This is a genomic window from Sutcliffiella deserti (assembly GCF_020037475.1).
In the GTDB taxonomy this organism is placed as follows: Bacteria; Bacillota; Bacilli; order Bacillales; family Bacillaceae_I; genus Sutcliffiella_A; species Sutcliffiella_A deserti.
The window spans coordinates 203,662-227,072 of the sequence record NZ_JAIQDB010000001.1; the positions used below are offsets into that span (position 1 = coordinate 203,662).

The following is a 23,411-nucleotide window of genomic DNA, read 5'->3' on the forward strand; positions in this document are numbered from 1 at the left end:
TCAAAAAGAAAAAGCACTCATCATGAGTGCTCTATCGTCTATTTCATTTGTTGGTTATTCATTGCTTTCATCATTTGGTTGATTTTCTTTTGTGAAGGCTTCATACCCATTTGCATCATCATCACGCGTAACATTTGCTCATTAATAGGTGGATTTTTCTTTAAGTAAGTCATCATATACTTACGAGCGATGAAAAATCCTAGTGCAACTCCAACTATCAAAGCTACAACAATAAGCAAAATCCAAATCCAAGGTTGCATCTAACATTTCCTCCTCTAAACTATGTCTACCAATGTAGTGTACTAAACCAATTATCATTATACAACATTTTCCGTCATTTTTCTCTATCTGCTAAACATATTTTCTTTGTTTGATCGGTTGAAGCCAGCCGAATCGTCCTGATTTAGTATCTATTGCCATATAAAATGGTGCTTGCTTTCGAATAACTTCGAAAAAAATTGCTTCTGCTTCAAAAGATCCGGTAGATGATAATTTTATATGTTTTTTGAATAAGGAAAGCTTGGCTACTGAATTTATCTTTTCAATCTTATGTTGATGACCATTACGTTCGTAACCATCCATTTTCTTTAAGGAAGCACCCAAGGCTGATTGGAGAGGGAAAATTGGAATGTGATTTGTGATGTAATCAACTTGCTGCTCCACTATACTTTGAACATGATTTTTTTGTTCAAATTCTTGAAAAAGCTGAAACAGTTTAACTTCATTTCCAGAATAGTGACTTGCCACTTCTTCCTCTATTAAATAGATCATGTATTGGCGCACTCGAAGCCCTCCTTTATCATCCTCTTTTCTATCATTATAAATAAAATACTAGAAGAGGTTTGTCTGTTGATGTAGCAGGTGTTGACTTCTTTTGTTGATTTATGTCGAATACTTAACTATTTCATGCAAAAAAATTTCTGATAAGAGATAATAGTTTAGCTAGGTTTTTCATTACCAATGAAAAAGATAATAATAAAAGGCTGTTTTCGTATTGCTTGTTGCTTTTACGTAAGTTGATACCTCTCGTTACTATAGGGCAGTAAAAATTCCAAATGCAGATTTTTTACGGGCATATAGCAACAAGCTTTAAGAAATGAGCCTAATAAAAAAGGATTGGACATAATGCCAAAAAGAAAAATCACATTATTATTTTTAGTTGCACTATTGGTTTTTATTATATTCAACGGAATAAGCATTTTAACTTTTAGTGACAAAAATGAGCTAGTTCGGTCAGATGCTGCCATTGTCCTTGGTGCAGCAGTATGGGACAAGCAACTTTCTCCCGTTCTTAAAGAGAGAGTAGATCACTCGATATGGTTATATGAAAACGGTTATGTAGCAAAATTGATTTTTACTGGCGGTAAAGGTGCAGAAGACAGCTATGCAGAGTCAGAGGTGGCTAAAAATTATGCAATTAGTAAAAACGTACCAAGTTCAGATATTCTCATTGAAACTAAATCTGATATAACAGAAAAAAACCTCTTCTATGCTTTCGAGGTAGCAAAAGAGCATAATTTAACTACCTTTATCTTAGTGAGCGATCCATTGCATATGAAACGTTCATCTATCATTGCAGAAGATTTAGGAATGGAGGTTTACTCCTCGCCAACTCCTAGCTCGGTTTACAAGACATCTAAAACTAAAATACCATTTTTCTTTAGGGAATTGTTTTTTTTAGTAGGTCACTTAATAACCTATCCATTTCGATAAAGGATAAAAAAACCGGACACAATTAAATGTCCGGTTTTTTCGTTATATTTAGGCTCTTTTCATGAAATTGCTCATGGTAAGCCTTTATAATTTATCTGTCTAATAACGCTTTGATTCTTGCTACTACATTTTCAGAAGTGAATCCATACTCTTTCATGATTCGCTCCCCTGGTGCAGATGCACCGAACGTGTTGATTGCAAGTACGTCCCCTTCATCTCCTGTGTAGCGCTCCCATCCAAGTGGAGTTGCCATTTCAATACCAAGACGTTTTTTCACATCTTTTGGAAGGACAGAATCTTTATATTCTTGAGATTGCTGTTCAAATCGATCCCATGAAGGCATACTTACAACTGAAACATCGATGCCATCTTGTTGAAGTGCTTGTTGCGCTTCTAATGCCAATCCAACTTCTGAACCAGTTGCAAGAAGCAATGCATCTGCTGTTTCTTTTCCAGCCTTCGAAATTACGTAAGCGCCTTTTTTCACACCTTCAAGGGCTGTTTCATTTGTGGCTTTTATTGTAGGCAGATTTTGACGAGTTAACACCAAGACGGTAGGTGTTTTTTCTGATTCCATAGCAATTTTCCATGCTGCAGCTGTTTCATTACCATCTGCTGGACGAATCACAGACAAATTAGGCATCGCACGTAACGATGGTAATTGCTCAACCGGTTCATGGGTAGGACCATCTTCTCCAACAGCAATGCTATCGTGTGTAAACACATACGTTACAGGCAGTTGCTGTAAAGCGGATAACCGTATTGCAGGGCGTAAGTAATCAGAGAATACGAAGAATGTTCCTCCGAATACCTTTAATCCGCCATGAAGTGCCATACCGTTTAAAGCGGCTCCCATTGCAAACTCACGCACTCCAAACCAGATGTTACGTCCACTATAATCTTCTGCAGTAAAGTCTGCTTCATTTTTAATATTAGTTTTATTCGAACCAGCTAAATCTGCAGAACCGCCAAAGAAGTTTGGAACTCTTTTTGCAATTGCGTTCAATACTTCACCTGAAGATGCACGGGATGCTAAACTTTTTCCTTCTTCATAAACTGGAATCTCAGAATCCCAGCCTTCAGGTAACTCTCCTTTAATTGCTGTTTCAAGTTGTTGTCCTAATTCTGGGTATTTTGCTTTATAGTCTTCGAATAGCTTATTCCAATCAGACTCAGCTTGTTGCCCCTTTTCTACTACTGTTTCACGGAAATGGGCGTATACTTCATCAGGAACATGAAAATCTTTTTCAAATGTCCATTTGTATGCTTCTTTTGTTAATTTAAGCTCATCTGCGCCAAGTGGAGCACCATGGATATCTGATTTACCAGAAAGATTCGGAGAACCAAAACCGATCGTCGTTTTCACTTCGATCAGCGTAGGACGGGAAAGATCACTGCGAGCTTCTTCCACAGCAGAGGCTATTTCTTCTAAATCATTTCCGTCTTCCACTCTGATATATTGCCAACCGTAACCTTTAAAGCGCATTTCCACACTTTCAGAGAAGGAACGATCTAAATCTCCATCAAGTGAAATATCATTCGAATCGTATAATACAATGAAGCGACCCAATTTTAAATGAGATGCCAAGGAAGCAGACTCATTGGAGATGCCTTCCATTAGATCTCCATCTCCACAAATACTATATGTAAAATGATTGATCAATTCCATGTCTTCTTTGTTATACGTTGCAGCAAGGTGGCGTTCTGCCATCGCCATTCCCACACCCATTGCAATTCCTTGACCAAGAGGACCTGTTGTTGCATCAACTCCTGCTGTATGACCAAATTCTGGATGACCAGGTGTTTTACTGCCCCATTGACGGAACTCTTTTAAATCTTCGATAGATAAGTCATACCCACCTAAATGAAGGAGGCTATATAAAAGCATTGAACCGTGACCCGCGGAAAGTACAAAACGGTCCCTATTAAACCATGTAGGGTTTCTAGGGTTGTGATTCATAAATCTTGTCCATAGGGAATAACCCATTGGTGCAGCACCCATTGGCATGCCTGGGTGTCCTGAGTTTGCTTTTTCAATTGCATCGATAGATAAAGTACGAATTGTACTTATGGAAAGTTGATCTATATTCTGTGACATAGATTACATCCTCTCTTTTTTCGTTATTTTGTAATGTGGTAATGTTTCATCTTACCATAGTATGTTCTATTGATATAAAAAAAAAGATTAATGCTTTAAATTATTTTTTGTTTCTTTTAACTTATCAGGAGTTACGTCATTACCTTCCGGATCCATCACCGTTACGGAATGCAGGGTATTCTCCACAGAGGAACGAAATGTCCTAATGTACTCATCACGCAACTCTTTTTGTTCAATTGCTTCTGCTTTTGTAAGTTCACTGGTCTTAGATTTTTTTGATAAAGCGTTAATTCTTGCGATTTTTTCCTTTGATAACATAATTAACCTTCTTTCATTCTTGAAAAGATATGACTATATCTTACTAGAGGGTCTCTTTTTTTTCAAGAAAACCGCCATCTTTCTCTTTCAAAAATTCTTTATACCTTCTATGAACCGTAGCTTTCGACACTTCATAACCTAATCCCCTTAACGTAGCAGCGATCTCGTGAAAGGTAAGTTTATTTTTACGAAGTCTGACTATCTCGTCTGTAGGCAGTTCAAGTTTATCTCTCCCAGGACTTAAGTGAAGATTGGAAAGATTTTTTGAAGGGTTGTACCCATTTTTAACGGCTCTTTGCATTCCTCGTTTAATTTTCAAATTATGAAGCTTTCGCTGATATTCCTCTACAATGGCCACAATATCCAACACCATCGAGTCAGAATCAGATAATGTAACTTCCCCGTGATCTGTTATAGTGAAAATTTTGACCCCATGTTTTCTTAACCAATGTAAAAAAGCGATTTTTGCATTCCCTCTTCCAAGTCTTGTTTCATCTTGGATAAGTACTACATCTATCTTATCTTTAGCTATAATATCAATAATTTGAAAGACACCTTCACGCTCTAAATCAAAGCCACTTGCCTGTTCTTCAATCACTTCTACAATTTCAATCCCACTTTGGGAAGATAGAACCAGCAACTCTTCTTTTTGTCTCGCCAATGAAGTTTCTTGGGTATCTTTTTTGGTACTCACTCGGCAATAGATAATTCCTTTCATATAAATTACCTCCCTCTACTTTCTAAGTGCATATTATCTTCCGAACAAGTATTCCTGTCAATTATTCGAACTTATGTTTGTATTTCTATTATTCACATGCTATAATATTCTTAATTATTAATGATAGAGGTGCGGAATATGAAACTATCAAAAAGGCAGCAAGATATTCTAAATTTCATTAAAAAAGAAGTTCAGGACAAAGGCTATCCACCCTCCGTTCGAGAAATAGGAGAAGCCGTCGGTTTAGCTTCAAGTTCCACTGTTCATGGTCATTTGGCACGTTTGGAAAGCAAAGGACTTATCAGACGCGATCCTACTAAGCCTAGAGCTATTGAAATACGAAGCATGGAGGACGAGTTAACCCCTAAGATTTCCGCTGTTAATGTGCCGATTATCGGTAAAGTAACTGCCGGACAACCTATAACTGCAATCGAGAATGTAGAGGATTATTTCCCTCTACCTGAGCGCTACGTATCTCCAGATGAACAGGTCTTTATGCTTGAAGTTATGGGAGACAGTATGATTGAGGCAGGCATTCTAGACGGAGACTATGTTATCGTTCGCCAACAGCAATCCGCTAATAACGGAGAGATTGTTGTTGCCATGACAGAAGATGATGAGGCTACAGTTAAACGCTTCTTCAAAGAAAAGGACTATATTCGCCTACAACCGGAAAACTCAACATTAGATCCTATTATTGTTCGTAACGTTACTATTCTAGGTAAAGTCATTGGAGTCTATCGTAATATTCATTAACGAATTGCAAATGGAAGAAAGTATAAAAAGGTATTGGATTCTGTAGTCCAATACCTTTTTATTTTCTTTATAATTTTCTACGATTGTTTAAAAATCACACTAGAACTAGGATTTCAACAACCCCATCCTCTTATAACTGCTGCAAACCCTTTATTTTCTACCCATTAATTTTGCCTGTTTTTTCATTCGTTTGTCCGCTTTATGTTCATTAACAACAAGGATGGCATGAACTGCACCAGGTATCCAAAAAATAAGTGTTAGAATTAGATTGAGCACCGCCTGAATCGGTCTCCCAGTAAACAATACCGCCACAGGTGGTAATAAAATTGCGAGTAAATACATCATAATTTTTAACTCCTCCATAACTTATAAAATTATACCTAAATGGTCATTCACTACTTCTACTGCTTTATTATCTTAATCTTAGGCTACGTATTCCCGTTATTGATTTCCGCAAAGGGCTACGTGTTCCATGGGACGGCGCAGGAACCTCCGCCTTTTGTTCCATTGCAGGATTAGCATTATTATCAACACGCAACTTTAACAGAGCTTAATCTTTAAGAGAAGTTTAAATAATCTAATTCCCATTATACCAACTATTTAGTTGAAATAAGCATTTTTTAGAAAAGGTGATGATTTTTGTTGCTTCTCTAGCTGAGGGAGGACACAAAGACATAGAACCTCAACCACAGGGGTTGACTGGGTCTTAAAATTCAAAAAACCTCTGCACAAGAGAGGTAAGAAAATCTCTGAATACTATTTAATTCTTTTTCTTGCTTTTTTAGTCCAATCATTATCCTTCCACCATGCAACCAGAGATGCAATAATCGTCCATGTTAACGTATAAAGCAATTCTAATTGATCGGAACTTACAGGAATAGGTGACCTATCCATCATTACCAATACTTGATTTATCAAAGCAAGCACTAAAAACACAACTCGGAACCATGCACCTTTAGAAACAGGTCTTATTTTAATTTCTTCCATACCTAGCATCCCCCCCTGTTATTTATCTCCATTCTACCTCGGTGTGGTAGGTTTGACCGAAATTGCTGGAGTCATATTAATCACTTTGCAACCTTCGAGATCTGTCCGCTTTAACAAGTTTAATTGAATAGCAGCCTCAATTTTTGCTTCATCAGGCTTCTTAACAACCTTAATCAAATCGACCATTTGAAGCTCTTCTAATCTTTTTATAGTCTCTTCCTCTATAAATCTTTCGGTTTTCTTAATTTGCCTTTGAAGCTTATATCCGTCCATTGTTATTTCAGCTTTGCTATCTGGTCCATATTGTAGATCAAAATATTGATGAAACTTTTCCTTAAGGTTCTTCATCTGCAGTTCTATCTCTTTTTTTTGTTTGTTTAACTCATAGTACATTTCCAACATTTCCCTTGAAACTGTTTGGTTAATACCATTGGACATAAATACTCCTCCTAAAAAGAATAGTTAGTCCATCTTATTTTGAATTTAGAGGAAATATGACCTTAATTAGATTTCAAGAAAAAAGACATAGTATTATTTGGCATTTAATTTATGTTCGAAATGGCAGTATGATTTTTGCAAATTAAAAAGACCGCAATATCAAAGTGTTGTATAAAATTTGATATTTTTGCAGTCTTTTTCTTTACTATTATTCTATTTTAGCGCCCGATTGCGGAATAGTGGTCATTATATTAATGTATTGAGTTGTTAATAAAGATACTCTCTCCATTCACTCCAAGCTTTTATATAGCTACTTAAGTCCTGAGGGTGTACTTTAATGCATACACCAATACGGGTATACAGTTGAAAAATCACCTCATTTATAAGGCGTTTTTCTGTGAAGGGTGTATTATCTTTCCATATTGCGAATAATGGCAACAGCGTTTCTAAATTAAGGCTATCTGGAGATGAACAGAATGCATACGTAAAATCATAAATTCTAGGACCGATTAAAGGTGAAGGATCAATAACTCCGACTAGTTTATTTGAATAATAGACGAAATTGTGAATCCCTGTATCTCCATGAAGATAATATTTTTCTTCTTGATTATGATAATCTCTTAGTTTATCTACTAACTCTTTGACTCTTCTATGGTCTTCATTAGGTAGATGGTTTCCTATGCTTTTATGAGCAAGCTGAAAACTAATATTGTTAAACTCTGACCAGTACTTCTATGTATTCCATTAACTCTACCCCATGATGTATCATTATTTATCTTGTTGTATTTAGTAAATAATTCTCGAATTAAAATGGTCATCCACTCTAATTTAGAACCACGATTATTGTGAGTTTCTCCGGGGATAAATGTATAAGCTATGTAGTTATCTTTTTCATCCGCATAAATCACATCAGGTATTACACTTATTTCTTTGTACGCTAGCAGGAAATCTTTAGTTGAACTTATTATTTTCGAATCATCTATTTTAATAACATACGCTGGTTTTTTATCTAATAAAAGAGTATATAAGAGTCCACTGGTAGTACCACTATTCATCCGTTTTAACTCTATATTAGCGTTCATTAAAAATCCTTCACTTTCTAAAACATCAATAATTTTATCGGCTTTTTCCATAAAGCAGCTCCAATAGATTAATTTAAACCACAACCATTATTTTTCAGCTTTTGCACCCGTTAGTTTAAGTGTGTTTATTAACAGAATCTTCTTTTTATTAAATTATTATCTACATTGCTCTATTTTAATACTGTCTCTGCTGGGGTAAATGCATTTACCAAGATAATCTTATCTTTCCTGTTGCCTTCTTCCCTTGTATTATAATAGAAATTGGTTTATCCCCACCTACTACGGATAAACTACCACCTACATCATTTAAAATGGTGTCTTTATTTTCACTCTTCAATCTTTGATATTCCTCACTGGTCCAGGGAACTTCGTCAAGAATTTTCTCATTAGAAGCAACAACTAGAATCTTAAATTCCCCTTCATTTATGTGAATGTCATATTGAAATGCATAATCTTGCTCCGCTTTTGGTTCAAATGAATAACTTATTTCCCCATCTAACTCCTCAATATCTAACTCTATATTTCCATATCCCACTTTTTCTTCATGAATATTATAGCTACCTTCATACGCTTTTGAGACCTGAATGTTTTCACACCCAACCACCATAATAACCAACGACATAAATAGTATTAGACCACGATAGTTATTTCCCAATACGTAAAACCTCCCTTAGAAATAGTTTACATAAAATTTAGTATCTAAGTACTATAATATTCTATTTTATGCTACTATTCTAAATTTTAATTTAATAAAGGGATAAAGGTGTTCTTCTATTTAATTTACATTAAGAACTATAGTACATTTTTTTGACAATCTCACACTAATATTAACATAAACATCCAGTCTTATTGGAAGTCTTACTCAACAATCTGGCCCTTATATTGAAAAAGCGCAACATCAAAATTGTGTATAAATATTAGTGTTTATACTGTTTTTTAGTAACTATTCAAAAATTTTATAAGCATACTGCCAAAATATATATTAATTAAATGCCAGAAACAATAGTCAAATAAATAAACCAAAATCTCTTATGAAAACTTGAGATTTTGGTTTTAAGCCGTTTTTTCTTAATCTGATATCACTTAATGTTGCAGGTTTGCTCTTTTCTATGTATTCGTGAAGTAATATTCCCATAAGATAACTTTGGTAGACACTTCAATAGCTTAAAGCTACTTTTTCAGAAGACCCATTTTTAATGAACTGAAAAGTTGAAAATATCAGTCCAAATGTTCCGGCGGTTGCTCTTTCATTGAATGCTTTTTATTTTTAACTTCGGTAAACAAATTACCACTACTGTTATTATTATTAAAATTACTTGTAGCCGCTTCAGGATCTATTAACAATTTTATAAGTTGAAGTTCTTGATGTAGCAGTGTGAGATCTTTCATTGTCACTGGCTTTGCCTCTTCTACTAGTTCATATCCAAGTTGGCCATTGGGTTCTAATGTAGCCCACTTAACATCACTAATTTTCGTTATATTTTGCTGTCTCAAATTCATTTCTAACTGATCTACCGTAAATCTTAATTTTTTTAGTGTTTTTTCTTGCAATATTCCGTTCTCTATTATTACTTTAGACTTTCCTGTAATAAGTTTTTCAAGAAAATCTGATTTTAATTGTAAAAACTCAATCACCACTAACGTTAAAACAAGTGCAGCCCCAACACCAAAAGTTGTCCATACACTTTTGCCTGCCAAAGGTTGGATTAATAAGGATCCGATCCCAATCATAATAACGACCTGCGCAAGAGTCATCTGTGAAATGGACTTTCTCCCAGCAACCCGCAAAAGAAATGTGCCTATTATTGTAATTAAGATAGCTTTCCAGATCCAGCTAAAGTCCATTTAATTTACCACCTTTATAAGATTAATTCCTTTTATAGATTTCTCTTATTATTTCCTAATCAGGTGAAATTATTGGTTTGAAATAAGTTTGTCTCTTATTACATTTAGGTGCTAAAAATTTGGTTAACAGGTTCATTAAAACCACCACATATAAAAAAACCTCTTGTTACCTTAGTAACAAGAGGGCTTCTTTTTTAGTATTGAGTTAAATACTGATCTCTCTCCCATGGGTGAACCTGGGTACGGAACATATCCCATTCTATTTCTTTTGCTTCAATAAAGTGTTCTAGTAAGTGTTCCCCTAGAGCAGATTGAATAACTTCATCTGTTTGTAGATTATCAAGAGCAGCAGCCAATGTGGAAGGCAGATCTACGATACCTGCAGCCATACGTTCTGCTTTGTTCATTACATAAATATTTCGGTCGATTGGTTTTGGAGCTTCCATGTTATTTTTAATTCCATCCAGACCTGCTTTTAATAGCACAGCCATTGCTAAATATGGATTTGCTGCAGGATCAACACTGCGCACTTCTACACGAGTGGAAATACCACGTGAAGCTGGAATACGAATTAATGGGCTACGGTTACGAGCGGACCATGCAACATAACAAGGAGCCTCATATCCTGGCACTAAACGTTTGTAAGAGTTTACAGTCGGGTTCGTTACCGCTGTGAAATTTGGAGCGTGTTCAATGATACCAGCAATAAATTGTTTTGCTGTTTTACTTAATTCTAAATCACCGTTTTTGTCGTAAAATGCATTTTCACCATCTTTAAATAAAGAAAGGTTCATGTGCATTCCAGATCCATTAACACCGAATAATGGCTTTGGCATGAAAGTAGCGTGTAAGCCATGCTTGCGGGCAATCGTTTTAACTACTAGCTTGAATGTTTGAATGTCATCGCATGCTCTAATTGCATCTGCATATTTGAAGTCAATTTCATGTTGGCCAGGGGCAACCTCATGGTGAGACGCTTCAATTTCAAAGCCCATTTCTTCAAGTTCAAGAACGATATCACGACGGCAGTTTTCCCCTAAATCAGTTGGCGCCAAGTCAAAATAACCGCCTTTATCATTTAGCTCTAATGTAGGCTCGCCTTTTTCATCTAATTTGAAAAGGAAAAATTCCGGCTCAGGTCCAAGATTGAAATCTGAGAAACCTAGTTCTTGCATTTCCTTTAATACACGCTTTAGGTTTGCACGAGGATCTCCTTCAAACGGAGTACCATCCGGGTTGTAGATGTCACAAATAAAACGGGCAACTTTACCTTTTTCGGATGTCCATGGGAATACAACAAAAGTATCTAGATCAGGATATAAGTTCATGTCAGACTCTTCAATACGTACAAACCCTTCAATGGAAGATCCGTCAAACATCATTTTGTTATCAAGCGCTTTTTCCAATTGACTAACAGGAATTTCAACATTTTTAATTGTTCCAAGAATGTCAGTGAACTGTAAACGAATATACTTTACGTTTTCTTCTTTAACAATACGTTTAATATCATCTTGTGTGTACTTTGCCATTTTCATGTTCCTCCTCAAAATTATCACTATATTAGTTTTTTAATAAACCTTACTCATACTAACGATTAATGGAAAAATCTTGACATATCCCCTTGACGAAGACTAGTTCTTCTTTGTGTCATTTCTGCTCGTAAAAGTTTGCGAAGTTCTTCATCCGATAAATCAGGTTTTGAAACATTCTCCACCACTTCTTGCTGTGGTTTTGCGTTCTGTTCTTTGACAGCCATCAAATGTTTAATTCCTGCTATATTAACCTTTTGTTCAATAAGATGTTTAATTTCTAATAATACATCAACATCATTGAATGAAAAAAGGCGGCGATTTCCTTCCGTACGTGCAGGGAAAATCAATTCATTTTCCTCATAATAACGGATTTGCCGAGCGGACAATTCCGTAAGCTGCATCACAATACTCATCGGAAATAACGGCATAGAGCGTCTTATATTGTCACTCATTACAAATCCTCCTTTCACTATTTCCTGTGAAGTTAACTTAAGTTTATCTCATGTTAGGTATCCTGTCAAGAATATGTAAGGTTTTCTAACATCATTTTTCATAAACTATGTTTTTAGAGGGATATTTTCTTATTTTGGCTACTTTTAAAGACCGCATTTGATTATTTCACTCTAAATAATGTCAATCATGATGAAGTATTTATCAGAGCGAATTTGATCAATTAACCATACCTCTTATAAATCCCCTAATCTTCAGATTTGAAACTAAGTTTTTCTTAAAGATTTCAGATAACAAAAAAAGACCACCCAGCAGGCAGCCTCAAATTGTTTTATACAAGGATATATTTCAATAGGAAAGGAAATTACTTTTTCTTTTGGCAGTGCTAAACGCCGCTGGTGATTCCCGCAAAAGGCTGCGCGTTCCACGGGGCGGTGCTGGAGTCTCCTCGGCTGTGCCTGCGGGGTCGCAAGTATTCCGCTATCGCCCGTTGGAGCCTCCGCCTTTTGCTCCAATCATCGCTGGAATAGGTTTATTATCAAAAAACAACTTTTACAGAGCCTTTCTTTCAAACATCTATACTTCAAGCAGCTGTTTTGATATCAGATGATCAATCGCACTACACACTGCGATTTTCACATGTGAATAAGTTAAGCCTCCTTGGACGTAAGCAACATAAGGTGGACGAATCGGACCATCTGCCGTTAATTCAATGCTAGCTCCTTGTATAAAGGTTCCAGCAGCCATAATCACATCATCTTCATAACCCGGCATATAGTCGGCGTATGGTGTAACATGTGAATTAATTGGTGATGCATATTGAATTGCTTGGCAGAACGCAATCATTTTGTCTTTATCATCAAATTGTACAGACTGAATCAGATCTGTTCTTGGCGCATCCCAGCTTGGGCTCGTATTCATTCCAAACTCTTCTAAAAGTGCTGCTGTAAACATGGCACCTTTTAAAGCTTGGCCAACCACATGTGGAGCAAGAAAAAAACCTTGATACATTTCTTGAAGACTGTAGAGCGAGGCTCCGGCTTCTGCACCAATTCCAGGAGATGTCATACGATAAGAACAAGCTTCGACTAATTCTTTTTTACCTACAATATATCCGCCGGTTTTAGCAATTCCACCACCAGGATTTTTTATTAGTGACCCTGCGATTAAATCCGCACCTACATGGCAAGGCTCTTGCAACTCAACAAACTCTCCATAACAGTTATCGACAAAAACAACAACGTCAGGTTTGATTTCCTTAACAAAAGTGATCATTTCTTTTATCTCTTCTATTGTAAAAGAAGGTCGTGTAGCATATCCTTTTGATCGTTGAATTCCAATCATTTTGGTGTTTGGGGTTATAGCAGCATTCACTGATTCCCAGTCAATTCCGCGATTATTCTTTAAATCAACTGTTTTGTAGGATATATTAAATTCTTTTAAAGAACCCACACCAGAGCCCCGGATTCCGACAATCTCTTCTAGCGTATCATAGGGCTTACCAGTCATGTAAACGAGCTCATCCCCTGGTCGTAACACACCGAATAGCGCAATAGAGATAGCATGAGTTCCTGAAATGATTTGCGGGCGCACCAATCCTGCTTCCCCACCAAAAACATTTGCATAAATTTTTTCCAAGGTATCCCTTCCATTATCATCATATCCATAACCTGTTGAAGGAATAAAGTGCGAATCACTTACTCTGTTTTGTTGAAAACTGTTCAACACTCTAAATTGATTCGACTCAATACGATAGTCTACTTTCTTAAATAATTCATCTAGCTGATTTTCCACTTTTGCAACGATTGGTTTGATTGTTTCCCCGTGCAGTAAATTACGAAACATTTCCATTCTCCTCTTAACTTTGCGTTCTAGTCTTTATCTCAACAGCTAATTTAGAATTTTCAAAGGAATATCCTTCTATTCGATAGCTATCCTTGTCTTCGATAAACTCGGTATCTTGTATAATAGTCTCTTGCTTTAATCGCGAAATTAGCTTTCCTTCTGAAGAAGAAACTAAAATAGTGTAAGGGTTCATTTCTCTTTGTATCAGAGTTTCTATCTTTCTAATCAGCTCAGCTATGTCACTTTTATTAAAGGCACTTATATGCATCATTTCTTCGTTATAGGAAGGTACAAAAGATTCAGATACATTATCTTTTTTATTGTAAATCGTAAGAATTGGAATTCCTTCTACCCCTATTTCCTTTAATAGCTTATCCACTGTTTTTTCGTGATTAGCGTGATCAGGACTTGAGCTGTCAACAATATGAAGAATCAAATCCGCCTGTGTTACCTCTTCTAAAGTTGACCGAAAAGCAGCAATTAAAGAGGTAGGAAGATCTTGAATAAAACCTACCGTATCCGTTAAGAGCGCTTGAAATCCTGATGGCAAACTGATTTTCCGTGTGGTCGGATCTAATGTTGCAAAAAGTAGATTTTCTTCAAAAGCACCAGCTTCTGTTATTCGATTAAAGATTGTTGATTTTCCGGCATTTGTATAACCGACTAAAGAGAGCTGAAACGCTTGGTTTTTCTTTCTGTGATTACGGTACCGTTCCCGGTGACTCACAATTGATGAAAGCTGTTGCTTAATGTCAACAATCCTTCTATTAATATGTCTCCGGTCTGATTCTAATTTTGTTTCCCCCGGACCTCTAGTGCCTATGCCTCCTGCTAAACGGGAAAGTTCCACACCTTTTCCAGTTAAACGAGGCAGCAAATATTGAAGTTGAGCTAATTCAACCTGAAGTTTCCCTTCTTTAGAATTCGCTCGTTGCGCAAAAATATCTAGAATAAGTTGAGTACGGTCAATGATTCGTGCATTCAAAACTTTAGAGAGGTTTCTATTCTGACTTGGAGATAATTCCCCATTGCAGATTATAATATCCGGTTCCAGCTCTTCTTCTAATTGCACGAGTTCTTCTAGTTTCCCTTTCCCAATATAGGTTGCAGGGTGCCTCCGTTCCCGCTTTTGTGTAAGTGTAGCAAGCACCTCTCCGTTTGCTGTTTTAGTTAGAGATGCAAGCTCTTCCATGGAATATTGGAAAGATTCATCATCATTTTTAGGCAATTGACAACCAATTAATATAACTCGTTCTTTTTCATTATTTTGTGTTTCGTTCAATAGCGATACCCCTTTTACTTTTTAATGATTACTATTTTTCCCCAATAACTATTATGTAAGTTTCATCTAATGATATCAAAGTTAAGCTAATTTCACTAATATTTATTATACCTATTGATTTCCTTGTAGATTCTTTATAAAATCAGATAGGCCTTATTGTTTTCCTAGGAAAGTGAAGTGATTTATATGACGTGGGAAGTCTTTAGTATTATTGGAACAATTGCTTTTGCAATAAGCGGAGCAATTGTGGCTATGGAAGAAGAATATGATATTCTTGGAGTTTATATATTAGGCATTGTTACTGCATTTGGCGGAGGAGCTGTTCGCAATTTATTAATAGGAGTTCCAATTTCTGCTTTATGGGACCAAGGGATGCTCTTTCAAGTAGCTCTTGTAGCAATGACTGCTGTGTTTTTATTCCCTAACAATCTCTTACGCCACTGGAGAAAACGGGGAAACTTTTTTGATGCTATTGGACTAGCAGCTTTCGCTATTCAAGGTGCATTATTTGCCACCAGCATGAATCACCCAATTAGTGCAGTAGTTGTAGCTGCCGTACTGACAGGAAGTGGCGGAGGAATTATACGAGATCTATTAGCCGGCAGAAAACCATTAGTTTTGCGTTCGGAAATCTACGCTGCTTGGGCAATCCTCGCCGGATTAATCATCGGTTTTGGTTTGGCAACTACACCATTACAATTATTTGTGCTTTTCATTGGTGTTGTTACATTACGGGTCCTTTCTTACACCTACAAATGGAAACTGCCGAACCGTGCTTTGCTTCAACAAGCTTAGCACATCTTTTCTAAATAATAGTGTGTCAAAAGGGATGGGGATTTTTCTCCATCCTTTTTGTTTCCACAAAAGATATTTACAAGGGTCCGTCAGTTAGATTAGCATTTTGAAACACTCTTTCTACATATCAATTTTTCTATTCTTCCAGGTAATATTTTTCTTAATAAAAGTACGAAAACATGAGTAGCCAAAAACAAATATAAAGAACAATAACATGATAGGGAACAATAAACTAGTGTGCCACTTAAAATTACCTACACGAAGAAGAATCCTTCCTAACTGAAAGACAAATAGTAAATAAACGAATAAACCTAAAGGTAAGGAAAAGGTATGTATATTAAGCAAAAATGTCATTATGCCACTTATCCATAAGGAAACGATAATTAAATACATACGATTTGTATTCATAGCTCCACTTGCAAAGCTTTTGCTCCAGCCCTGGATTAAGGAAAAAAAACCTTCAGGATACATTCTCATCGTGATCGCACCTTTACCACTATAAGCACGTACTCTTCCTCCAAGTTCAAACGCCTTAAAACCAAACGCCATATTCTCCATAATTTGCCCCTGTATGGATTCATGGCCACCCCAACTGAAATAGTCTTCTCTACTAACCAGCATCGCTTGTCCAAATGCACCTTTAGTCGGAAACCATTTGCTAAATGGGTGAAAAGCGCCAAGCGAACCCATTATAACAAGATGAAAAAAAGATGAAAAAGACTCATAAAATTTTTCTGTTTTATGATAAGGTTGGATGGTAATCATCTCGCCTCTCCCTTGAAAACCTCGAAGTAATCTTTCCAGTCCGTTTTTCTCTACCATGGTATCTGCATCTAAAAAAAGAAAGATTTCACCCGAAGCACTTTTTGCCCCACTCCAGCAACCAAAGGATTTTCCAAACCACCCTTTCGGTAAGCTTTTAAGACTAATCACTTTTGCACCTAAGTTTTTAGCAACTTTAGCTGTGCTATCTGTAGAATGGTCATCTACTACGATTATTTCTTTCAATTTATCCTTATAAGGAGCTAAAGAACCTAATAAATATTGGAGATTATGTTCTTCATTTCTTGCTGGAACAATGATTGAAAGAGACCCTAAATTATTCTTTTGGAGTCTTGATTTCTTATCATCGAAAATAGGAATATGATAAAACAGGATATATCCAAGAATAAAAGTTACTGCAACAATTATGAACATATTTGCCTCCTTTTTTATTAATTCTTACCTAAAAGTTATGAGTGTTAAACAAAAGGGTAATAAATATAATTAGCCTTAAAATAATTTTCTAAATCAGGAGGAGTATTATGTCAAAGAAAGTAATAGTAATTGGTGGGGGATTGGGTGGAATGTCTACAGCTATTCGTTTAGCAGCGGATGGCTTAAGTGTCCAAATTATTGAAAAAGGCGAACGTCTAGGTGGAAAGTTAAATAAACGGTACGGTAAAGGATTTTCATTTGATACAGGTCCTTCTATTTTAACCATGCCCTGGGTTCTAGAGCAACTGTTTGCTAGTGCAAATCGAAATTTACATGACTATATCACTCTAGAAAGAATAGAACCTCAATGGAGGACTTTTTTCGAAGACGGAACGAAAATCGATGTAACTAGTGACCTTCCTAAGATGCTCCAAGAAATAAGATCCGTTTCCCCTAAGGATGCAAACGGATTCTTTGAATATCTTAATTATTGCAGCAAGATGTATGAATATAGCTTAAAAAGCTTTTATAAGAAAAGCTTAACAGGGCTCAGTGAACTACGGGCTTTGCACAATCTGAAGGAATTATTGGGGATGGAGCCAATGAAATCCATGGATCAGATAACAAAGAAGTATTTTGAAGATAAGCATTTACAGCAACTTTTCAATTTTATGATCATGTACGTAGGTTCTTCCCCTTATAACGCTCCAGCTATATTATCCCAACTAACACATGTTCAGATGGGCTTGGGAATTTATTATGTAAAAGGCGGTATGTACAAAATTGCAGAAGCGATGCAGAGTTTACTTGATGAGCTGCAGGTAGAATATAAACTTAATGCTTCTGTCAAAAAAATCATGACTCAAGGTAATAAAGCGACAGGGATAAAACTTGAAAACGGCGAGGAAATAATGGCAGATCTTATTGTCTCTAATCTTGAAGCCATTCCAACCTATGAACACTTATTAAAAGATGCTCCATACTCTGAGCGTGCTGCAAAAGACTTAACTAAATATTCTCCTAGCGTTTCGGGATTAGTTTTATTATTAGGAGTAAACAAGCAGTTTAAGGAACTAGCTCATCATAATTTCTTTTTCTCAAAAGATCCAGAAACTGAATTTCAAGAAGTCTTCAACGATGGGAAGCCAGCAGATGATCCTACTATCTATATTGGTGTTTCTTCAAAATCAGACCCTAGCCAAGCACCAGAGGGTAAAGAAAATTTATTTGTTCTCACCCATGTTCCTCCTTTAAAAAAAGGAGAAAGTTGGAAAGAGTATAAGGATATTTATCGTGAAAATATTCTTAACAAACTTGAGAGGATGGGAATGGGCGGCTTAAAGCAATCCATCGAGTTTGAATACTGCTTTACGCCAAATGACATCAATAATCTTTATGGCTCAAACGGAGGGTCCATTTATGGGGTAGTTACAGATCGCAAGAAAAACGGAGGTTTTAAAATTCCATGCAGAAGTAAAGTAGTGGAAAATCTTTATTTCACAGGTGGATCAACTCATCCAGGCGGCGGCGTTCCGATGGTAACATTGTCAGGTCAATTAACTGCAGATGAGATCAAAGAGGATATCGAACATATCAGCAAGAGTATCGGCTAGTTTTAAGGGTGAAATTTCTAAAATAGCATGATAGTCTCTTTAACTTAGGGACTGTCACGCTATTTTTATTTTTCTATTCTAAAATTAAGTCTTTACTTTCAATTGTCATCAAATTAGCTTTTTCAAAAAGATCTAGAGTCAGTAGTCTCATGGCTTGTGTCCGAATTGATTTTTCCAAGATATTTCTTATATAACGTCCATTACTAAAAGCAGAGGGAAGCAAAACGGTTTTCATTTGAATTAAGTGCTCACGTAATTTCCATTCCGCTTCTTTACTCAATGCATACTCTCGTTCCTTTAACATCCTCATACAAATCTCCATTAATTCATCCACTGAATAATCAGGAAAGTCAACTATTATCGGAAATCGGGAGACTAATCCTGGATTGGTTCTAAGAAAATCCTCCATTTCCCTTTGATAGCCTGCTAAAATTAAAATAAATTCGTGTTGTTTATCTTCCATATGCTTTACAAGAGTATCTATGGCTTCTTTTCCAAAGTCCTTTTCCCCACCTCTTGCAAGAGAGTAAGCCTCATCGACAAACAAAATTCCCCCAAGAGCTTTTTTGACAAGATCTCTCGTTTTTTGTGCCGTATGTCCGATATATTCTCCAACTAAGTCTGCTCTCTCCGCTTCTATTAAATGACCCTTTGTCAGGACATTCATGTCACAAAACAATTTCCCAATCAACCTAGCAACCGTCGTCTTACCTGTACCAGGATTACCTTTAAACATCATATGCAATACTTGCTTTTCTGTTTTAAGCCCCGCTTCTTCTCTCTTTTTATTAACGTAAATCCAAGCATATATTTCTTTGACAACCTTTTTCATTTCTTGAAGACCAACAAGCTCTCCTAGCTCACGTTCTATTTCTTTCAAAATCGCATGCTTTGGATAAATATCATTTTCTTCTATCGTTTGAACATGCTTCACTTTAATAGGTTTTTTTTGCCCATTTAATACAATATTAATTTTTCCATTGTTTGTTGTCATTGACTGTTCCAAGAGCGTTCACCTCACATTCCCTCCATAACACGAGAATATTTCCTGCTGCAATTGTGAAAAACACCCGCCTGGTTTACTTTTCTGCCTTTAATGCGATTATTTTCAACATAATTCTTCTTTTTTCTCATTCTATTGACAAATTTGTCATAATATGCGCTTTCCCGAGAAATAATTTGATTTTATATATTTTCATTTATATAAAATGAAAACACTATTTTCTACTTAACTATATGATTTGTAAAGGACTATCATGAATGTTTTAGGCTGTTTTCGCATTGATTGTTACTTTTGCTTTAAATTGATACTAGTGCTTTGTGCTTTTAATATTGGCTCTGTCAAAGTTGCGTGTTGATCATAAGGCTAATCTAGCGAGGATTGGAGCATATGGCGGAGACTCCACGTCTGGTGTTTGATAACGAAAAAAACCAGCTATTAGGCTGGTTTTAAGCTTCTGTTTCAATTTGAACATTTTTTGATGGAGAAAAAGTTGAAATAGCGTGTTTATAAATTAACTGTTGCTTACCTTCAGTTTCTAACAGAACAGTGAAATTATCAAAACCTTTAATTAAACCTCGAAGTTGAAATCCATTTAATAAAAATACGGTGACACTTGTTCCGTCTTTTCTTAGCTGATTAAGAAATTGGTCTTGGATATTGATTGATTGCTTCATCTTTTCGTCCTCCTCTTATCTCTATATTGGTTACATATTCGCTTCAAATTCCAGCTTTCCTGCTACAAAAGAAAAAATTTCCTGTAACTTTTCTTCAAAAACAGTATCGGTCATATCAAACCAGGTTACATCCATTTTGTTTCGAAACCAAGTAAGTTGACGTTTAGCGTATCTTCTAGAGTTTTGCCTCAAGGTTTCAACTGCTTCCTGTTTAGTCAATCGACCATCAAAGTAGGCATATAGCTCTTTATAACCAATTGCTTGTATGGACTGGCATTCCCTGATACCTTTTTGAAAAAGACTTTCCACCTCATCAAAAAGCCCGTTCTCTACCATTAGATCTACACGTTGGTTGATTCTATTATATAATGTTTCCCTGTCCATTGTTAAACCGATGAATGCAACATCATATAACAGTTCATGTTGCTGGGACTGTTGGTATTCTGTCATCGTTTTCCCTGTTGTGTAGTATACTTCTAATGCCCGTATAACTCTTCGCACATTATTTGGGTGTATCTGTTCAGCACTTCTAGGGTCAATCTGTTGAAGTTGTTTATAAACCTCATCAATCCCCTGCTCTTCCACTCGCTTTTCGATACTCAGTCGGACTTTTTCATCTTTGCCAGTCTCCGAAAACTGATAGTCATACAGCACAGATTGTATGTAGAGCCCTGTTCCTCCTACGATAATGGGAATACATCCTTTTTGAGAAATAATTTCAATAAGGTGGCGTACTTCCTTTTGGAACTCCGCTACAGAGAAAGTATCCGTGGGTTCTTTAATATCAATAAGGTAATGCGGAACTCCTTGCATTTCATCATGTGTTACCTTAGCAGTTCCTATATCCATTCCCCTGTAAATTTGCATCGAGTCCCCACTAATAATTTCTCCATTTATTTTTTTAGCTAACTCCACACTTAACCTTGTTTTACCAACCGCAGTTGGACCTATAATTACTACCACTTTCTGTTTTTTACCCAATACATATTCACTCTCTCAAATAATCTGTATCACAAGAATTCATTATACCCATTTTTAAAGTTGTCCAAACTATCTTTATAAAAGCTAATTTAAAGCATGCTTTTTAGTACTTGTGTCTATTAGAGCTTTGCCAAAGATTAGAAAATAAAAAAGCAATATTATAGTTTAACTTAAAAATGAAGCAACAACTGTCTACATGACACGCTTAAACATCTTCTCCATATCATAAGTGGAAAAATGAATCAAGATCGGTCTTCCATGCGGACATGTAAAAGGATTATCCGCTTTTCTTAATGTATTTAATAAAGAAGTTATTTCCTCTGATTTTAAATGACGATTCGCCTTTATTGCAGCTTTACAGCTCATCATAATCGCTGCTTCTTCACGCAAGTCGCTTAGGTTTATTTTTTTCTTTTCCATCACATGTTCCATCATCTCATCAAGAATTTCCCGCTCTTCCCCTTTTGGAAACCATACTGGGTATGCTTTTACGACAAACGTTTGATGTCCAAAAGGTTCTAAAAACACACCAACTTCTTCGAAAGCTTTTTTGTTTTCTTCGAGAAATAAATATTCATCTAAAGAACATTCAATGGTTAAAGGAACAAGTAGCTCTTGAAGATTACGGTCATCTTGACCTAGCTTTTTATAAAAATATTCATAATTAATTCTTTCTTGTGCTGCATGCTGATCTATTAAATAAAGACCATTTTCATTCTGGGCAAGAATATAGGTGCCATGCATTTGACCTATAGGATAAAGCTGAGGAATTCTGGATGTTAGCTCTTCTTCTACCTCTTCATGGTTTTCTTGATCCTCCAACCAGTCGACCACTTCTTCCTTGTTACCCAAAACCATACCCTTGTCAGAAGGCTCATTAACCTTTTCTGAGGAAAATAAAGTACTTTTTTCTGGTTCTTCTGTTAGAAAAGAATTGCTTTCGCGTTCTGCAACTGCAACTACTGAGCTTTTTGACGGTGGCAATTCTTCACTGTCCTGTTTATGCTCTAAAGTGAAAGCTTGCTGGGAAGGTTTATTTTCCAATGTATACTTTACGGGTCTTTTAGAGTCATTTGAAGGGATAAGCTGTTTTTGTTGGAATGAATTTTTTATTCCATCACTAATCAAGCGGTAAAGTTCCTCTTCTTTACTCAAACGGACTTCTAGTTTAGCTGGATGTACATTAACATCTACTAAAATGGGATCCATTTCTACTTGCAAATAACAAATCGGAAATCTGCCGATAGGTAAAAGAGTATGATATCCCTCTTGGATCGCTCTTATAATGGTATAGTTCTTAACATTTCTCCCATTTATAATCGTAGAAATATAATTCTTGGAAGCTCTCGTTATCTCTGGTAGAGAAATATAACCTTTTATTTCAAAGTCTAACGAAGAGTATGAAATAGGAATCATTTTTTTGGCAATATTCATTCCATATATAGATGCCATTACTTGCAGACTGTCACCACTACCTGTAGTAGACATCATTCGTTTCCCATTATGAGATAAACGGAAGGAAATGCCAGGGTTGGCAAGCGCAAATCGATTAACCAAATCTGATATGTTACCAAGCTCTGTGTTAATAGTTTTCATATATTTCAATCGAGCAGGTGTATTGAAGAATAAATGCTGAACGTTAATATCCGTCCCTTTTCGGCTGCTGGACTTTTCTTCCGCTTCTAATTGCCCGCCTTTGAATTTCAGGTAAGTACCTGGTCCCTCCCCTGTACAAGAGGTTATTTCAAACAGTGAAACTGAAGCGATACTAGGGAGCGCTTCCCCACGGAATCCAAGCGTGCGAATACGAAAAAGATCATTTTCATTTTTAATTTTACTTGTTGCATGACGATTAAAGGCAGTAAGACAGTCTTCCTGGTCCATACCATCACCATTATCTAATACTCGAATTTTAGATAATCCAGCTTCTTCCAATTCAATTTCAATAATGGTAGAATTTGCATCTATCGCATTTTCTACTAATTCTTTTACTACAGATGCAGGTCGTTCAACCACTTCTCCAGCAGCAATTTTATTAGCTAAGCTATCGCTTAATTGAAATATCTTTCCCAACCCAATTCCTC

At 36.2% G+C, this 23,411-nt stretch carries 24 protein-coding genes; 4 read left to right on the plus strand and 20 right to left on the minus strand.

Annotated elements, in window-relative coordinates; genetic code table 11:
- Positions 1-38: 38 nt before the first annotated feature.
- A complete protein-coding gene (locus K9B36_RS00985; RefSeq protein ID WP_223700095.1) occupies positions 39-260 on the minus strand; it encodes a YneF family protein in 222 nt (73 codons plus the stop codon).
- A gap of 91 nt (positions 261-351) precedes the next feature.
- A complete protein-coding gene (sirA, locus tag K9B36_RS00990; protein ID WP_223700098.1) occupies positions 352-783 on the minus strand; it encodes a sporulation inhibitor of replication protein SirA in 432 nt (143 codons plus the stop codon).
- Positions 784-1,125: 342 nt separating this feature from the next.
- On the opposite strand from sirA, the gene K9B36_RS00995 reads away from it, so the two are divergent.
- On the plus strand, positions 1,126-1,713 hold the full coding sequence (locus K9B36_RS00995; protein ID WP_223700100.1) for a YdcF family protein: 588 nt from the start codon (positions 1,126-1,128) through the stop codon (positions 1,711-1,713).
- 91 nt (positions 1,714-1,804) lie between these two features.
- On the opposite strand, the gene tkt is transcribed toward K9B36_RS00995, so the two are convergent.
- The 3 genes from tkt to K9B36_RS01010 all read right to left on the minus strand — a co-directional run bounded on the left by tkt (position 1,805) and on the right by K9B36_RS01010 (position 4,847).
- A complete protein-coding gene (gene tkt, locus K9B36_RS01000; protein ID WP_223700102.1) occupies positions 1,805-3,811 on the minus strand; it encodes a transketolase in 2,007 nt (668 codons plus the stop codon).
- A gap of 87 nt (positions 3,812-3,898) precedes the next feature.
- Positions 3,899-4,129 (minus strand): DUF896 domain-containing protein, encoded by a 231-nt coding sequence (locus tag K9B36_RS01005; protein ID WP_223700103.1) that lies wholly within the window; start codon positions 4,127-4,129, stop codon positions 3,899-3,901.
- A 43-nt stretch (positions 4,130-4,172) separates the two neighbouring features.
- Positions 4,173-4,847, minus strand: coding sequence for a YneB family resolvase-like protein (locus tag K9B36_RS01010; protein WP_223700105.1), 675 nt, complete (start codon positions 4,845-4,847; stop codon positions 4,173-4,175).
- A gap of 138 nt (positions 4,848-4,985) precedes the next feature.
- Here K9B36_RS01010 and lexA point away from each other — a divergent pair, with 138 nt between their 5' ends.
- Positions 4,986-5,603, plus strand: coding sequence for a transcriptional repressor LexA (gene lexA, locus K9B36_RS01015; protein WP_223700107.1), 618 nt, complete (start codon positions 4,986-4,988; stop codon positions 5,601-5,603).
- A 150-nt stretch (positions 5,604-5,753) separates the two neighbouring features.
- On the opposite strand, the gene K9B36_RS01020 is transcribed toward lexA, so the two are convergent.
- From K9B36_RS01020 to hflX, 10 genes are all read right to left on the minus strand, one after another.
- Complete coding sequence (locus K9B36_RS01020) at positions 5,754-5,948, minus strand: YqaE/Pmp3 family membrane protein (RefSeq protein ID WP_223700108.1); 195 nt, start codon at positions 5,946-5,948, stop codon at positions 5,754-5,756.
- Between the two features lie 411 nt (positions 5,949-6,359).
- The gene (locus K9B36_RS01025) at positions 6,360-6,590 is read right to left on the minus strand and encodes a phage holin (protein ID WP_223700109.1); all 231 of its coding nucleotides are present in this window, start codon (positions 6,588-6,590) and stop codon (positions 6,360-6,362) included.
- A 33-nt stretch (positions 6,591-6,623) separates the two neighbouring features.
- Complete coding sequence (locus K9B36_RS01030; protein WP_223700110.1) at positions 6,624-7,028, minus strand: hypothetical protein; 405 nt, start codon at positions 7,026-7,028, stop codon at positions 6,624-6,626.
- Between the two features lie 677 nt (positions 7,029-7,705).
- Positions 7,706-8,161, minus strand: coding sequence for a hypothetical protein (locus tag K9B36_RS01035; protein WP_223700111.1), 456 nt, complete (start codon positions 8,159-8,161; stop codon positions 7,706-7,708).
- 154 nt (positions 8,162-8,315) lie between these two features.
- Positions 8,316-8,765: a hypothetical protein gene (locus tag K9B36_RS01040; RefSeq protein WP_223700113.1), complete on the minus strand. Its 450-nt coding sequence runs from the start codon at positions 8,763-8,765 to the stop codon at positions 8,316-8,318.
- 563 nt (positions 8,766-9,328) lie between these two features.
- Positions 9,329-9,955, minus strand: coding sequence for a DUF421 domain-containing protein (locus K9B36_RS01045; RefSeq protein ID WP_223700114.1), 627 nt, complete (start codon positions 9,953-9,955; stop codon positions 9,329-9,331).
- Between the two features lie 194 nt (positions 9,956-10,149).
- Positions 10,150-11,484, minus strand: a complete 1,335-nt coding sequence (glnA, locus tag K9B36_RS01050; protein ID WP_223700115.1) for a type I glutamate--ammonia ligase — start codon at positions 11,482-11,484, stop codon at positions 10,150-10,152.
- Between the two features lie 65 nt (positions 11,485-11,549).
- The gene (locus K9B36_RS01055) at positions 11,550-11,939 is read right to left on the minus strand and encodes a MerR family transcriptional regulator (protein ID WP_223700116.1); all 390 of its coding nucleotides are present in this window, start codon (positions 11,937-11,939) and stop codon (positions 11,550-11,552) included.
- A 574-nt stretch (positions 11,940-12,513) separates the two neighbouring features.
- Positions 12,514-13,782 carry a methionine gamma-lyase family protein gene (locus K9B36_RS01060; protein WP_223700118.1) on the minus strand — a complete coding sequence of 423 codons (1,269 nt, stop codon included), beginning with the start codon at positions 13,780-13,782 and terminating at the stop codon, positions 12,514-12,516.
- A gap of 13 nt (positions 13,783-13,795) precedes the next feature.
- On the minus strand, positions 13,796-15,064 hold the full coding sequence (gene hflX / locus K9B36_RS01065) for a GTPase HflX (protein WP_223700119.1): 1,269 nt from the start codon (positions 15,062-15,064) through the stop codon (positions 13,796-13,798).
- Between the two features lie 186 nt (positions 15,065-15,250).
- Here hflX and K9B36_RS01070 point away from each other — a divergent pair, with 186 nt between their 5' ends.
- Entirely contained in the window at positions 15,251-15,859 is a 609-nt protein-coding gene (locus K9B36_RS01070) for a trimeric intracellular cation channel family protein (RefSeq protein WP_223700120.1), read from the plus strand.
- 120 nt (positions 15,860-15,979) lie between these two features.
- On the opposite strand, the gene K9B36_RS01075 is transcribed toward K9B36_RS01070, so the two are convergent.
- The gene (locus tag K9B36_RS01075; protein WP_223700122.1) at positions 15,980-17,056 is read right to left on the minus strand and encodes a glycosyltransferase; all 1,077 of its coding nucleotides are present in this window, start codon (positions 17,054-17,056) and stop codon (positions 15,980-15,982) included.
- A gap of 107 nt (positions 17,057-17,163) precedes the next feature.
- On the opposite strand from K9B36_RS01075, the gene K9B36_RS01080 reads away from it, so the two are divergent.
- On the plus strand, positions 17,164-18,669 hold the full coding sequence (locus K9B36_RS01080; protein ID WP_223700125.1) for a phytoene desaturase family protein: 1,506 nt from the start codon (positions 17,164-17,166) through the stop codon (positions 18,667-18,669).
- Positions 18,670-18,742: 73 nt separating this feature from the next.
- On the opposite strand, the gene spoVK is transcribed toward K9B36_RS01080, so the two are convergent.
- The 4 genes from spoVK to mutL form a co-directional block, all read right to left on the minus strand.
- On the minus strand, positions 18,743-19,663 hold the full coding sequence (gene spoVK, locus K9B36_RS01085) for a stage V sporulation protein K (protein ID WP_223700966.1): 921 nt from the start codon (positions 19,661-19,663) through the stop codon (positions 18,743-18,745).
- Positions 19,664-20,118: 455 nt separating this feature from the next.
- Positions 20,119-20,346, minus strand: a complete 228-nt coding sequence (hfq, locus tag K9B36_RS01090) for an RNA chaperone Hfq (protein WP_223700126.1) — start codon at positions 20,344-20,346, stop codon at positions 20,119-20,121.
- 30 nt (positions 20,347-20,376) lie between these two features.
- The gene (gene miaA / locus K9B36_RS01095) at positions 20,377-21,327 is read right to left on the minus strand and encodes a tRNA (adenosine(37)-N6)-dimethylallyltransferase MiaA (RefSeq protein ID WP_223700127.1); all 951 of its coding nucleotides are present in this window, start codon (positions 21,325-21,327) and stop codon (positions 20,377-20,379) included.
- A gap of 192 nt (positions 21,328-21,519) precedes the next feature.
- On the minus strand, positions 21,520-23,400 hold the full coding sequence (gene mutL / locus K9B36_RS01100) for a DNA mismatch repair endonuclease MutL (protein ID WP_223700128.1): 1,881 nt from the start codon (positions 23,398-23,400) through the stop codon (positions 21,520-21,522).
- Between the last annotated feature and the right edge of the window lie 11 nt (positions 23,401-23,411).